The 13,853-nt window shown below is 74.4% G+C and carries 10 protein-coding genes; 2 read left to right on the forward strand and 8 right to left on the reverse strand.

Features of this window, described 5'->3' with window-relative positions:
• Positions 1-18: 18 nt before the first annotated feature.
• Positions 19-1,584: a bifunctional phosphoribosylaminoimidazolecarboxamide formyltransferase/IMP cyclohydrolase gene (purH, locus tag AC07AW_RS04515; RefSeq protein WP_478814013.1), complete on the reverse strand. Its 1,566-nt coding sequence runs from the start codon at positions 1,582-1,584 to the stop codon at positions 19-21.
• Entirely contained in the window at positions 1,559-2,188 is a 630-nt protein-coding gene (gene purN / locus AC07AW_RS04520; RefSeq protein WP_392150990.1) for a phosphoribosylglycinamide formyltransferase, read from the reverse strand. Before purN ends, purH begins: the two co-directional genes overlap by 26 nt.
• A 219-nt stretch (positions 2,189-2,407) precedes the next feature.
• Here purN and AC07AW_RS04525 point away from each other — a divergent pair, with 219 nt between their 5' ends.
• Entirely contained in the window at positions 2,408-3,145 is a 738-nt protein-coding gene (locus tag AC07AW_RS04525; RefSeq protein WP_478814014.1) for a hypothetical protein, read from the forward strand.
• Between the two features lie 12 nt (positions 3,146-3,157).
• Here the strand turns inward: AC07AW_RS04525 and AC07AW_RS04530 are convergent, their stop codons facing one another.
• On the reverse strand, positions 3,158-4,690 hold the full coding sequence (locus AC07AW_RS04530) for a cell division protein PerM (RefSeq protein ID WP_478814015.1): 1,533 nt from the start codon (positions 4,688-4,690) through the stop codon (positions 3,158-3,160).
• A gap of 119 nt (positions 4,691-4,809) precedes the next feature.
• Here AC07AW_RS04530 and AC07AW_RS04535 point away from each other — a divergent pair, with 119 nt between their 5' ends.
• Complete coding sequence (locus AC07AW_RS04535; RefSeq protein ID WP_478814016.1) at positions 4,810-6,390, forward strand: sigma factor-like helix-turn-helix DNA-binding protein; 1,581 nt, start codon at positions 4,810-4,812, stop codon at positions 6,388-6,390.
• 102 nt (positions 6,391-6,492) lie between these two features.
• On the opposite strand, the gene sucD is transcribed toward AC07AW_RS04535, so the two are convergent.
• From sucD to AC07AW_RS04560, 5 genes are all read right to left on the reverse strand, one after another.
• Entirely contained in the window at positions 6,493-7,377 is an 885-nt protein-coding gene (gene sucD / locus AC07AW_RS04540; RefSeq protein WP_478814017.1) for a succinate--CoA ligase subunit alpha, read from the reverse strand.
• Between the two features lie 21 nt (positions 7,378-7,398).
• On the reverse strand, positions 7,399-8,577 hold the full coding sequence (sucC, locus tag AC07AW_RS04545) for an ADP-forming succinate--CoA ligase subunit beta (protein WP_478814018.1): 1,179 nt from the start codon (positions 8,575-8,577) through the stop codon (positions 7,399-7,401).
• A gap of 399 nt (positions 8,578-8,976) precedes the next feature.
• Entirely contained in the window at positions 8,977-10,113 is a 1,137-nt protein-coding gene (locus AC07AW_RS04550; protein WP_478814019.1) for a VWA domain-containing protein, read from the reverse strand.
• The gene (locus AC07AW_RS04555) at positions 10,110-12,590 is read right to left on the reverse strand and encodes a DUF5682 family protein (RefSeq protein ID WP_478814020.1); all 2,481 of its coding nucleotides are present in this window, start codon (positions 12,588-12,590) and stop codon (positions 10,110-10,112) included. Before AC07AW_RS04555 ends, AC07AW_RS04550 begins: the two co-directional genes overlap by 4 nt.
• Positions 12,587-13,744, reverse strand: coding sequence for an ATP-binding protein (locus AC07AW_RS04560; protein ID WP_478814021.1), 1,158 nt, complete (start codon positions 13,742-13,744; stop codon positions 12,587-12,589). The genes AC07AW_RS04555 and AC07AW_RS04560 overlap by 4 nt, the downstream gene beginning before the upstream one ends.
• Positions 13,745-13,853: the final 109 nt, after the last annotated feature.

Here is a 13,853-nt window from a genome sequence, read left to right on the forward strand (position 1 = left end):
CGTCCTATGCCACCCGGATCAGTGGAAGAAGTGGCGCGTGCCCGTGAAGTACATCGTCACGCCCGCCTTCTGCGCGGCCTCGACGACGAGCTCGTCGCGCACCGAACCGCCCGGCTGGACGACCGCCTTCACGCCGGCGGCCGTGAGGATCTCCAGGCCGTCGGGGAAGGGGAAGAAGGCGTCCGAGGCGGCGTAGGAGCCGCGCGCCCGCTCCTCGCCCGCCCGCTCGACGGCCAGCTTCGCGGAGTCGACGCGGTTGACCTGGCCCATGCCGACGCCGACCGAGGCGCCGTCCTTGGCGAGCAGGATCGCGTTGGACTTGACCGCGCGGCAGGCCTTCCAGGCGAAGGCGAGCTCGGCGAGCTCCTCGGCGGAGAGCGCCTCGCCGGTCGCGAGGGTCCAGTTCGCCGGGTCGTCGCCCTCGGCCTGGAGGCGGTCGGTGACCTGGAGGAGGGCACCGCCGTCGATCGGCTTGACCTCGACCGGGTTGGCCGGGGCGCCCTCGGCCTTCAGGACGCGGATGTTCTTCTTCTTGGCGAGGATCTCGACCGCGCCGTCCTCGTAGCCGGGGGCCACGATGACCTCGGTGAAGATCTCGGCGACCTGCTCGGCCATCGCGACGGAGACCGGGCGGTTGACGGCGATGACGCCGCCGAACGCGGACAGCGGGTCGCAGGCGTGCGCCTTGCGGTGGGCCTCGGCGACGTCGGCGCCGACCGCGATGCCGCACGGGTTGGCGTGCTTGATGATCGCGACGCAGGGCTCGGTGTGGTCGTACGCGGCCCGACGCGCGGCGTCGGTGTCCGTGTAGTTGTTGTACGACATCTCCTTGCCGTGCAGCTGCTCGGCCTCGGCCAGGCCGCCCGTGCCGTCGACGTACAGCGCGGCGCCCTGGTGCGGGTTCTCGCCGTAGCGCAGGACGTTGTTGCGCTCGTACGTGGCGCCCAGGAAGTCCGGGAAGCCGCTGTCGTCCGCGGCGGCGTAGTCGTCGGCGAACCAGGAGGCCACGGCCACGTCGTACGCGGCGGTGTGCTGGAAGGCCTCGGCGGCGAGCCGCTTGCGGGTGGTCAGGTCGAAGCCGCCCGCCTTGACGGCGGCGAGGACGTCGGCGTACCGCTCCGGGCTGGTGACGATCGCGACCGACGGGTGGTTCTTGGCCGCGGCGCGGACCATCGACGGGCCGCCGATGTCGATCTGCTCGACGCACTCGTCCGGGGTGGCGCCGGAGGCGACCGTCTCGCGGAACGGGTAGAGGTTCACGACGACCAGGTCGAAGGGCTCCACGCCGAGCTCGGCGAGCTGCGCGCGGTGCGACTCCAGGCGCAGGTCGGCGAGGATGCCGGCGTGCACGCGCGGGTGGAGGGTCTTGACGCGCCCGTCGAGGCACTCGGGGAAGCCGGTCAGCTCCTCGACCTTGGTGACCGGGACCCCGGCGGCGGCGATCTTCCCGGCGGTGGAGCCGGTGGAGACGAGCTCGACACCGGCCTCGTGCAGACCGCGGGCCAGCTCCTCGAGCCCCGTCTTGTCGTAGACGCTGACCAGCGCGCGGCGGATGGGCTTAACGGTGTCCGTGTTCACCGACATGAACCTTTCGTCCCTCAATGCGGTAGCCGTGCCGGGCGAGACGCCCCACGACGTCGACGAGCAGCGAGCGCTCGACTTCCTTGATGCGCTCGTGCAGAGCGGCTTCATCGTCCTCGTCCCGCACCTCGACCACGCCCTGGGCGATGATCGGGCCGGTGTCGACACCGTCGTCGACGAAGTGGACGGTGCATCCGGTGACCTTCGCGCCGTAGGCGAGGGCGTCACGCACCCCGTGGGCACCGGGAAAACTGGGGAGGAGCGCCGGGTGGGTGTTGACGACCCGGCCGCCGAAGCGGGCGAGGAACTCCTTGCCGACGATCTTCATGAAACCCGCCGAGACGACGAGGTCCGGCTCGTACGCCGCGGTGGCCTCGGTCAGCGCGCGGTCCCACTCCTCGCGGGTCGCGTGGTCCTTCACCTTGCACACGAAGGTGGGGAGACCGGCCCGCTCCGCACGCTCCAGACCCACGATGTTCTCGCGGTCGGCGCCGACCGCGACGATCTCGGCGCCGTAGCCCTCGGGGTCGGCGGCGATCGCGTCGAGCAGGGCCTGGAGGTTCGTGCCGGAGCCGGAGACCAGGACGACGAGGCGGGCGGCAGCCACTGGGTCACTCTTTCCGTGGTGTTTGTGCGGTCGTACGAACGAATCGTGCCCCTCGATACGGGGAACCCTACGAATGGCTCGACCGTCAGCAACGATACCGGCACACGGGACGGCCCCCACGGGACGGGGGCCGAGCAGGGCGGTAGCGTCAGGGTCCGACGCCAGCAAGGGCCGTGGGTGCGGCCGCGGTCACGACGACAGAGGGAAGACGTTCAGCAGATGCCGGAACGCCAGTCCACGGACGACAACAACCCGTTCGCGCCGCCGCCCGAGGGCCGGCCGGATCAGCCGTGGCAGCCGCGGCGACCGGAGGGCTCGGACGACGACACGTCCGGCACCCCGGACTCGTCGGGGCCGTCCGACGGCCGCTGGAGCCCGCGCCAGCCGGGCCCCTCCCAGGACGGCTTCGGCCGGGGCCCGGAGCGCCGCGGAGGCGGGCCGGAGGGCGGCCCGGGACAGGGCGGACCCGGGAAGAGCCCGGGGATGCGCTGGGACCCGACGGACCCGGCACAGCGACGGGCGCGGTACGCGATCCTCTCGGGCATGTGGGCCTTCTTCTTCGCGATCTTCGAGATCCCGGAGCTGGCGCTGCTGCTCGGCGCCCTCGGTCTCTACTGGGGGATCAGCTCGCTGCGCAGCAAGCCGAAGCCGGCCGCGGAACTGTCGTCGACATCACAGCCGCCGTCGCAGTCCCCGACCCCGGCGGCTCCCGCCGAGGGGCAGCCGGCGGGGGCGTCCGCCGCGATCGCCCCGCTCCGCTCGATGCGGACGGCGGCGATCAGCGGTCTCGTCGCGGCGAGCGTGGCCCTGATGATCGTCGCGGTGGGCTTCACCATGCAGCTCGTCTACCGCGACTTCTACGAGTGCCGTGACGACGCCCTGACCCACGCGGGCCAGCTCGCCTGCAACGACCTCCTGCCGAAGCCGCTGCGCGCGGGCTTCGGGGTACGGGAGTAGGTCGGACAGGCCCTACCGGTCCGGGTCGGGGGCGAGCGGCGGGAGCGGCGGGGCCGGCAGGGACGGTTCCCAGGCCGCCGGGAGGTAGTCGTACGGCTCGAAGCCGGGGTCGCCGAAGGGGTCCGCGATCGAGCCGGCGATCGGATCGGCGTACGCGTCGGTGTACGAGGCTGTGTACGAGTCGGCTTCGGGGTCCTCGCCGGTTCCGTTCTCCGGCGCCGCCGGGGCCTCCGGGGCCTTGGGCGCGCCGGCCTCCGGCCGGGTCTCCGCGGTGCCGGCAGGGGCCCCGGCAGGCACGGCGACCGCCGCCAAGGGGACCGGCGCGGAGGCCGGCGCGGGCTTCGGCCTCAGGGCGCGCGGCACCCGGCGGCCCCAGGCCCGTACCCCCAGCGCCACCGGAACCCCCACGACGACCCCCCACAGCACCGCGGCCGCACCGGCCTGCCACCACACCGGGCCGAACGCCGAGAGCCGGCCGGTGCCGAGCGGGCCGCCCGCCGCGCCCGCCAGGACGGCGACGGCCGCCCCGCACCCCCAGGCCGCACCGAGCGCCGTCAGGGCCGCGTCCCGGGCCGCCCAACTCCGCGCCGAGCGGCCCGCACGCCCGCCCTGCACCACGGCGGCGGCCAGCGGGACCGCTGCGGTCGCCCAGTGGATCCAGGTGCCGCGCCCCTCGGCCGGCAGCGCGGCCAGGAGCGGGAAGGGCGGCACCGTCGGATCGCCGACGAGGCCCAGGGGCGTCGCGAGCGCGCCCGTACCGAGGGTGAAGCCCGGCCCGAGACCGTACGCCGCACCCCAGACGGCCATGTTCGGGAGCAGCGCGAGGACGAGCAGCAGGACCGTCACCCGACCGGACCACTCCCCCGCGAGACCCTCGAACGAGGCCTGCGCCCGGCTCGCGTGCCAGGCCAGCGAGACCGCCGCGGCCACCGCGCCGCCGCCGAGCAGCGTCAGGGTCCCGAGCCCCGCGGCGCGCAGGGCGGCGGCCGCCTGCCGCTGCCCCGGCAACGGGCGGCCGAGCGCCGTCCAGACGCCCGCGCCCGCCGCGCCGGTGACGACGGCGGGCAGCCAGAGTCCGGCCGTGAGCAGGTCGGCGGGGAGCGGGCCGCTCTCGCTGTAGACCACGACGGCGGCCGCGACCAGCAGGTATCCCCCGGCGACGGCGGCGACGGCGCCGCCCGGGGAGGGGCGCGGCCGAGCACCGTCGTCGCCCGGGTCGAGGGTGTCGCGGGCGGTCCGGTGGACGAGCCAGACGGGCAGGGCGACGAGGAGCAGCGGGACGATGCCGAGGGGCGCGGGCAGGCCGGAGAGCGTGTCCGTGCGGACCAGGTCCACGCCGTGCGCGAGCAGCCAGATCCCGGCGGCGACGTGCAGGGCGCCGACGGGACCGCTGTCGGGGTACGGGGAGCTGATCCAGGCCACGATCACCAGGACCGCGAGGGCGCCGAGACCGAGCCCGGCGGCGACCCCGCCCCGGACACAGGCGGTGGCGAGCGCGGCGGAACGGCCGCCCTGGACCAGGGGGTGCTCGGTCACATGGGTCACGGGGTCATGCTCCCAACGACACGCGCTTTTGCCGCGTAACAGGCAAACCTCCGTTGTGTCGCTCAAGATACGTTTATGTACTTTTCCGCCCATAGCAGCTCTGCGGGAGGTCGACGCCGATGAGCCGGAGCACCGCGGATTCCGCATCCTCCGTCACCCTGCCGCCCCCGAAGGAGCGGCGCAGGTTGCGTGAGGCCCTCGCCCTGAGCGAGGAGCAGGTCGCCGATGCCATGGGCGTCACGAAGTCCACGGTGAGGGCCTGGGAGACCGGGCGCTCGACACCCCGGGGCCGCAAGCGCGAGGCGTACGCGCGGCTGCTCGGCGCGCACGGGACGGATGGCCCGCTCCCGGCCGAGCCCGGGTCCGACGGGCTCGGGCCGACACGGCCGGAGGAGGCCGGGACCGAGGGCCGGACCGAGGGCAGGGCCGAGGGCCGGGAGGCCCAACCGCAGACCGGGGCCGGGAGCCGGGACGAGGGCCGGGCCGAGAGCCGGGAGGCCCAACCGCAGACCGGGGCCGGGAGCCGGGACGAGGGCCGGGCCGAGAGCCGCCAGGCCCAACCGCAGACCGGGGCCGGGAGCCAGGACGAGGGCCGCCGGGCCGAGGGCCGGGAGGCCCAACCGCAGGCCAAGGCGCAGGCCCAGCCGGCCGGGTCGCAGGCCCAGCCCGCCCCGTCGCAGCCGCAGGCGCCCGCCCCGGTCCAGCCCCCGGCGCAGCCCCTGCCCTCCGCTTCGGGGAACGTCCGGCCCAAGGCCGCCGCCAAGCGGGCCGCCAAGCCGCCGCGGGCCCCGTCCCCCGTCCCGGCCATCGCTCCCGGCCCCGCCCGCAAAGGCACCTCGAAGCCGGCGGAGCGGCTGAAACCGGCGGCTGCCGAGACCCCCGCCGAGCCGGCCGCACCGGGTCTCACCCCCGAGGAGGCCTTCGACGCGCTGTACGCCTATGCCGCGCCGGGCCTCGTCCACCAGACGTACCTGCTCACCGGGCGCCGCCGGCTCTCCCGCGAGGCCGTCGAGCACGCCTTCCACCACGCCTGGCAGCACTGGCCCGAGGTCGCCGTGGACGCGGACCCGGTCGGCTGGGTGCGGGCGACGGCCTACGAGTACGCCCTCTCCCCCTGGCACCGGCTGCGCCGCGCCCACAAGCACCCCGACGCCCCGCCGACCGAGGCGAACCGGCGGGCGCTGCTCGGCGCGCTCCTCGAACTGCCGCCCTCGTACCGCCGGACCGTCCTGCTCTACGACGGGCTCGGCCTGGACCTTCCGGAGACGGCGGCCGAGACGGAGGCAAGCACCCCGGCGGCCGCGAACCGGCTGCTGCACGCCCGTACGGTCATCGGGAAGCAGATCCCGGAGCTCGCCGCCCCCGAGGCCCTGCAGCAGCGGCTGAGCGCGCTGGTCGCGGAGGCGCCGACGGCGACCCTGCCGGCCGCCCGCGCGGTCCGGACGGGCAGCGAGCGCCGGACCCGGGCCTGGACGCGGGCGGTGCTCGGGGTGTCGGCGGTCCTCATCGGGGTCACCGGCTTCACGGCGGCGACCGCGCCGACCCGCTACATCCCGGTGAACGCCCCCGGCGAGACCGTCAACGGGGTGCCCGTGCGCGGCGGTCCGCAGAAGCTCCGCCCGGAGGATCTGGAGCTGCTCGAGAAGCTGCGCGCCGAGCCCAACCCGGGCCCGGAGCGGCTGGTCCCGGCGGCCGAGTGACCCGTCCGGACATGCGAGAGGGCCCCGCCCCCACCCGGTCTCCCGGGAGGGGCGGGGCCCTCTCACGTGCTGCCTCTCAGGCTGCTGTGCGTTTCAGCCCGTTCAGCCCGCGAGGATGGCGCGCGCCAGCTTGGCGGTCTCGGTCGGCGTCTTGCCGACCTTGACGCCGGCGGCCTCGAGGGCCTCCTTCTTCGCCTGCGCGGTGCCGGAGGAGCCGGAGACGATGGCGCCGGCGTGGCCCATGGTCTTGCCCTCGGGCGCGGTGAAGCCCGCGACGTAGCCGACGACCGGCTTGGTGACGTTGGCCTTGATGAAGTCGGCCGCACGCTCCTCGGCGTCGCCGCCGATCTCGCCGATCATGACGATCAGGTCGGTGTCGGGGTCCGCCTCGAACGCCGCGAGGGCGTCGATGTGCGTGGTGCCGATGACCGGGTCGCCACCGATGCCGACGGCGGAGGAGAAGCCGAGGTCACGGAGCTCGTACATCATCTGGTACGTCAGCGTGCCGGACTTCGAGACCAGGCCGATGCGGCCCGGCTTCGTGATGTCGCCCGGGATGATGCCGGCGTTGGACTGACCCGGGGTGATGAGACCGGGGCAGTTCGGGCCGATGAGGCGGGTCTTGTTGCCCTTGTCCACGGCGTACGCGTAGAACGCGGCCGAGTCGTGGACGGCGATGCCCTCGGTGATGACGACGGCGAGCGGGATCTCGGCGTCGATCGCCTCGACCACGGCGGCCTTGGCGAAGGCCGGCGGGACGAAGAGGACGGAGACGTTGGCGCCCGTCTTCTCCATCGCCTCGGCGACCGTGCCGAAGACCGGGATCTCGGTGCCGTCGAAGTCGACGGACGTGCCGGCCTTGCGCGGGTTCACGCCGCCGACGATGTTGGTGCCGTCACCCAGCATGAGCTTGGTGTGCTTCATGCCCGTGGCACCGGTCATGCCCTGGACGATGACCTTGCTGTCCTTGTTGAGGAAGATAGCCATGGCTCTGGTGTCCCTCGTCCCTTACTTCGCAGCCGCGAGCTCGGCGGCCTTGTCGGCCGCTCCGTCCATGGTGTCCACGCGCTGCACCAGCGGGTGGTTGGCGTCCGACAGGATCTTGCGACCCAGCTCCGCGTTGTTGCCGTCGAGGCGCACGACCAGCGGCTTGGTGACCTCTTCGCCCTTCGAGGCGAGGAGCTCCAGGGCCTGCACGATGCCGTTGGCGACCTCGTCACAGGCGGTGATGCCACCGAAGACGTTGACGAACACGGACTTGACGTCCGGGTCGCCCAGGATGATCTCCAGGCCGTTCGCCATGACCTCGGCGGAGGCGCCGCCGCCGATGTCGAGGAAGTTGGCCGGCTTCACGCCGCCGTGGTTCTCACCGGCGTACGCGACGACGTCCAGGGTCGACATGACCAGGCCCGCGCCGTTGCCGATGATGCCGACCTGGCCGTCGAGCTTGACGTAGTTGAGGCCCTTGGCCTTGGCGGCAGCCTCGAGCGGGTTGGCTGCGGCCTTGTCCTCGAGCGCCTCGTGCTCCGGCTGACGGAAGTCGGCGTTCTCGTCCAGGGACACCTTGCCGTCGAGGGCGAGGATGTCGCCGGAGGCGACCTTGGCCAGCGGGTTGACCTCGACGAGGAGCGCGTCCTCGGCGACGAAGGTCTTCCACAGGGTCACGAGGACCTCGGCGACCTGCTCGGCCACGTCGGCCGGGAACTTCGCCAGGGCCACGATCTCGCGGGCCTTCTCGATGTCGACGCCCTTGTTGGAGTCGACCGGCACCTTCGCCAGCTTCTCGGGGGTCGTCGCGGCGACCTCCTCGATGTCCATGCCACCGGCGACGGACGCCATGGCGAGGAAGGTGCGGTTGGTGCGGTCGAGGAGGTACGAGACGTAGTACTCCTCGAGGATCTCCGGAGCGGTCTCCGCGATCATCACCTTGTGGACCGTGTGGCCCTTGATGTCCATCCCGAGGATGTCCGTCGCGCGGGCGACGGCCTCGTCCGGGGTGGTGGCCAGCTTGACGCCGCCGGCCTTGCCGCGGCCGCCGACCTTCACCTGCGCCTTGACGACCGACTTGCCGCCAAGACGCTCGGTGGCCTCGCGCGCCGCCTCAGGCGTGTCGATGACTTCACCGGCCAGCACCGGTACACCGTGCTTGGCGAAGAGGTCCCTCGCCTGGTACTCGAACAGGTCCACGCGCGTCCGTCCCTTTTCTGATGATCGCGGTTCGTTGTCTGCGTGGGCGTGCCGCGAAGGGCAACGTGACTGCGCTGTCACAAGGGAGGCGTGCACGGAGTCCGTGGACGCGGCATGTCCGTCTCGCAGGTTATCCCCGAGGGCCGTGGGTCCCTAAATCGCAGATCACAACAGAGCGGTGATACGGGTCACAGACCGTACGGACCGGAGGGCTGTCCGTAGGGGTGACCTGGCGGTCCCGGGACCCCCTCGCGGCAGGCGGGGACTGGCCTTCGGGGCGCTCACGACGCGCCGTGCGCCGGGGTGAGGGGCGTTCCGGCGCGAATGTGATATGGGCCTCAGTCGGCTCGCGGGCACCCGTGTGGGTGGTCCGGGGACGACGGATTCCGCACCCGGCCCTCAGGCCTCGGGTATCGGAAGGGGGCGCTTCTCCAGAGCGGCCGCCATGATCTCCGGGAACAGGTCGGGGGTGCAGGCGAAGGCGGGTGCGCCGAGCGCGGCGAGGGCGGCGGCATGCTCCCGGTCGTAGGCCGGCGTGCCCTCGTCGGAGAGCGCGAGCAGGCTCACGAACTGCACTCCGGAGGCCTTCATCGCGGCGACCCGCTTCAGCATCTCGTCGCGGATGCCCCCCTCGTACAGGTCGCTGACGAGGACGACGACGGTGTCGGCGGGGCGGGTGATCCTCGACTGGCAGTAGGCGAGGGCGCGGTTGATGTCGGTGCCGCCGCCCAGCCGGGTGGAGAAGAGGACGTCGACGGGGTCGTCGAGCTGCTCGGTGAGGTCGACGACGGAGGTGTCGAAGACGACGAGGCGGGTGGCGAGCGTCCGCAGGGAGGCGAGCACCGCGCCGAAGACGGCGGCGTGGACGACGGAGGCGGCCATGGAGCCCGACTGGTCGATGCAGAGCACCACCTCCTTCCTGACCGCCCGGGAGGCGCGCCCGTGGCCGACGAGTCGCTCCGGGACGACCGTGCGGTGCTCGGGCAGGTAGTGCTTGAGGTTGGCGCGGATCGTGCGGTCCCAGTCGATGTCGCGGTGGCGGGGCCGGCTGATCCGGGCGGAGCGGTCGAGCGCGCCGGTGAGGGTGGCGCGGGTGCGGGCGGCGAGGCGCTTCTCCAGGTCGTCGACGACCTTGCGGACGACGGCCCGGGCGGTCTCCCTGGTCGTCTCGGGCATGGCCCTGCCGAGGGAGAGCAGCGTGCCGACGAGGTGCACGTCGGGCTCGACGGCCTCCAGCATCTCCGGCTCCAGGAGAAGGGTGGCGAGCCCGAGCCGGTCGATCGCGTCGCGCTGCATGACCTGGACGACGGAGCTGGGGAAGTACGTGCGGATGTCGCCGAGCCAGCGGGCGACGGAGGGCGCGGAGGCGCCGAGCCCGCCCGGACGGTCGCCCGTGCGGTCGTAGAGCGTGGTGAGGGCTCCGTCCATGACGGCGTCGGTGCCGGTGAGCGTCCGGCCGGTGCCGTCGGCCTCGCCGCCGCCCAGCACGAGCCGCCAGCGTCGCAGCCGCTCGTCGTCGCTGATGGTCGTGCTCATGCGAGGGCCTCCGTTCCGAGGATGAGGTGGAGCAGGGGGAGTACGGCGTCGGCCCGCGCGCGATCGGGACCGGCGCCGAAGCCGGGCGTGCCGGGCGCGGCGGGCCCGGGCCTGCCGGACCGGGGGCCCCGGGCGGCGAGCTCGCCGAGGGTGCGGCGGACGCCCGTGTCGTATGCGGAGAAGGTGCGGCGCAGCAGCGGCAGGACATCGGCGAAGGCCTCGTCCGGCACGCCGCTCAGCCAGGCGTCGACCAGTCCGAGGAGCCGCTCGTCGTGGACGAGGAGCAGCCCGCCGCCGGAGGCCCCGCCGACGAACCCGTCGACCCAGGCGGCGGCGTCGGCGGGCGGGGTGCCGGGCGAGAGGGCGCGGCTCATGAGCACCGCGGCCTCCCGGTCGGCGATCCGCCCCTCGTCGAGCAGCAGCCGAGCGGCCCGCCCCCGAAGAACACCCGGAATCCGATCCCGCTCGGCAAGCCGCCGCAGCACCCCGGCCCAGCGGTGGAGGAGGTCGGGGGCGGGCGGGCCGACGGGGCGGTCGGGCGCGGGCGGGCCAGCGGGCGCGGGCAGGCCGTCGGGCGCAGGAGGGCTGCCGGGCGCAGGCGGGCCGGCGGGCGCGACCGTCGGCGCGGCGGTGGCGCCGTCGTCGGGGTGCCCGGCGCCCCCGGCGCTCGACCCGGGCCCGGTCGGTGGGGTGGGCGCCTCGGGAGGGTCCTGGAGGAGGGCGATCGCTGTGTGGACCTCGTCTAGACGGTCCCGCATCCGGGTCGCGGCGTCCGCGTCGAGGCCGGCGCAGGCGGGCGGCAGGCCGACGCAGATCCGCTCGGCGAGCCCGGCGGCGACCTCGCCGAGCGCCGCCGTGCCGGTGCCGCGGACGTCGCCGTAGCGCAGGGAGCGGGCCAGCGCCGGCAGGGCCTCGGCGAGGTGGGCGACGTCGGTGTCGAGCGCGGCCCGGTCGGCGAGCGCCCGCATGACGACGGGCAGGGCGTCGGTGAGCCCGGCGAGGAGGCACTGCTCGGCTAAGGCGGTGATGTCGGTGAGCGCGGTCGCCGCGAGGGCGCGGGACTCGGCCTTGGCGGTGGCGGCGGCCTCGACGGTGGTGCCCCAGACCCCGGCCTCGGCGACCTGGACGTGCAGCTCGGGCTCCCAGCGCAGCCGCCAGGTCTCCCGGAAGGTGCCGGTGCCGGTCCGTCCGGTGGCCGGCCGGCCCCAGTGGACGCCGAGGAGCCGCAGCCGGTGCAGCAGGCGGCTGCGCCCGCCGTCGGTGTCCTTGCGGAGGTCGAGGGCGAGCTCGCGCTCCTGGGCCTCGGGCTTGAGGCGCAGGGTGCGCAGGCGGCGGGCCAGATCGCGCTGGAGGGGTACGGCGGGGGCGGCGGCGGGGACCTCGCCGAGGACGTCGCCGACGACGAGCCGGTCGCGGACGAGGTCGAGCGGCACGTCGGAGCCCTCGCAGAGGACGGCGCGGACGGCGTCGGTCGTCTCGTCGAGGCCGGGGAGCGGGCGGCCGCGCAGGGCGGCGAGGGTCTCGGCGAGCCGGACGGCCTCGATGACGTGGGCGGAGGAGACGGGGTGGTCCTCGGCCCTGAGGAGGCCGGCGACCTTGGTCATCCACCGTTCGACGGGCCGGTCGGGGGCGGCGAAGAGGTGCCCGTACCAGCCGGGCGCGTCGATCCCGGCGCCGTAGCCGGAGCGGCGGGCGAGCCTGCGGTGGGTCCAGGGCACCCAGGTCAGCTCGGTCTTCGCGCGGGGCAGGCCCTTGAGGAGGGCCTTGTCGGCGGCGACGGTGGTCCTGCGGCTGAGCGCGGGGACGTGCCAGGCGCCGCAGACGACGGCGACGGAGTTCCCGAACTCCTTGCGGGCGGCGCGCAGCCGGAGCCGCATGTGCGCCTCGCGGACGAGGTCGCGGGGGTGGCCGCCGTGTCCGTACGTCTCGCGGAGGGCGCCCATGGCCTCGGCGAGGGCCTCGAAGGGGGCGGTGGGGTCGCCGTCCCCGCGCAGCTCGACGACGTCCTCCCACCAGTGCTCGGCGTGCTCGTACCCCGCGGTCCCGGCGAGTTCGGCGACCGGGTCGATCCGCAGGCCGCTCCCGCTCACCTCGTCCTCCCCGTCGCTCCAGGTGGCGTCGGCGGCGGCGAGGGTGTGGGCGGCGGGCAGGTCGACGAAGCGGACGGCGGCGCCGTGGTCGAGGGCCCAGCGGATCGCGACCCACTCGGGCGAGAACTCGGCCATCGGCCAGAACGCGGCCCGCCCGGGGTCGTCCACGGCGTGGGCGAGCAGCGCGACGGGCGGCCGCATGCCGGGGTCGGCGGCGAGCGCCACGAGGGCGTCGGCCTCGGCGGGGCCCTCGACGAGCACCGCGGCGGGCCGCGCCGCCTCCAGGGCGGCCCGCACCGCGCGCGCGGACCCGGGCCCGTGATGCCGCACCCCGAGCAGGAGGGGCCCGGCCCTGTCGGGCGGAGTGGCCGTGCCCGTGGGGGTCACGTCGTCACCTCGCGGCAGGCGCGGTAGAAGTCCTTCCAGCCGTCTCTCTCCCGCACGACCGTCTCCAGGTACTCCTGCCAGACGACCCGGTCGGCCGCCGGGTCGCGGACGACCGCGCCGAGGATGCCGGCGGCGATGTCGGCGGGGCGCAGGACGCCGTCGCCGAAGTGGGCGGCGAGGGCGAGTCCGCCGGTGACGACGGAGATCGCCTCGGCCGTGGAGAGCGTCCCCGAGGGGGACTTGACCCGCGTCCGGCCGTCGGTGGTGACGCCGTCCCGCAGCTCGCGGAAGACGGTGACGACCCGGCGGATCTCGTCGACCCCGTCGGGCAGGGCGGGCAGTTCCAGGGAGCGTCCGAGCTGTTCGACGCGGCGGGCGACGATGTCGACCTCGGCCTCGGGGGTCGCGGGCAGCGGGAGGACGACGGTGTTGAAGCGGCGGCGCAGGGCGCTGGAGAGTTCGTTGACGCCACGGTCGCGGTCGTTGGCGGTGGCGATCAGGTTGAAGCCGGGGACGGCCTGCACCTCCTCCCCCAGTTCGGGGACGGGCAGGGTCTTCTCGGACAGGATCGTGATGAGGGTGTCCTGCACGTCGGCGGGGATGCGGGTGAGTTCTTCGACCCGGGCGATCCTGCCCTGGGACATCGCGCGCATCACGGGGCTGGGGACGAGGGCGTCCCCGCTGGGGCCGTGGGCGAGGAGCCGGGCGTAGTTCCAGCCGTAACGGATGGCTTCCTCGGGCGTGCCGGCGGTGCCCTGGACGAGGAGGGTGGAGTCGCCGCTGACGGCGGCGGCGAGGTGCTCGGAGACCCAGGTCTTCGCGGTGCCGGGGACGCCGAGCAGGAGCAGCGCCCGGTCGGTGGCGAGGGTGGTGACGGCGACTTCCACGATGCGGCGCGGTCCGACGTACTTGGGCGTGACGACGGTCCCGTCGGGGAGCGTGCCGCCGAGGAGGTAGGTGGCGACGGCCCAGGGCGAGAGGCGCCAGCGGGCGGGCCGTGGCCGGTCGTCGGCGGCGGCGAGGGCCGCGAGTTCATGGGCGAAGGCGTGCTCGGCGTGCGGCCGCAGGGCCTCGGCGGCGGTCTGCGGCCGTCCCGGTCCGGTGTCCGTCTCGACACCGGAACCGGGCGTGGCGATGGTTTCGGGCACGGGCATGGATCCCCCTCCAGCTCGTTCGACCTGCTGTGCGATCCACCGTGCACCATGCCACTGACAATGGGATGTCGCCGCTGGTCAGGGGCGGTTGCCGGGGCGTTGTCAGTGG

Source organism: Streptomyces sp. NPDC044003 (genome assembly GCF_056435185.1).

Excerpts from the sequence above, each read along its gene's own strand:
- AC07AW_RS04560 (WP_478814021.1), bottom strand. The coding sequence starts at position 13,744 with ATGCCCGTGCCCGAAACCATCGCCACGCCCGGTTCCGGTGTCGAGACG.
- sucD (WP_478814017.1), bottom strand. The coding sequence starts at position 7,377 with ATGGCTATCTTCCTCAACAAGGACAGCAAGGTCATCGTCCAGGGCATG.
- AC07AW_RS04550 (WP_478814019.1), bottom strand. The coding sequence starts at position 10,113 with ATGAGCACGACCATCAGCGACGACGAGCGGCTGCGACGCTGGCGGCTC.
- purH (WP_478814013.1), bottom strand. The coding sequence starts at position 1,584 with ATGTCGGTGAACACGGACACCGTTAAGCCCATCCGCCGCGCGCTGGTC.
- AC07AW_RS04535 (WP_478814016.1), top strand. The coding sequence starts at position 4,810 with ATGAGCCGGAGCACCGCGGATTCCGCATCCTCCGTCACCCTGCCGCCC.
- AC07AW_RS04525 (WP_478814014.1), top strand. The coding sequence starts at position 2,408 with ATGCCGGAACGCCAGTCCACGGACGACAACAACCCGTTCGCGCCGCCG.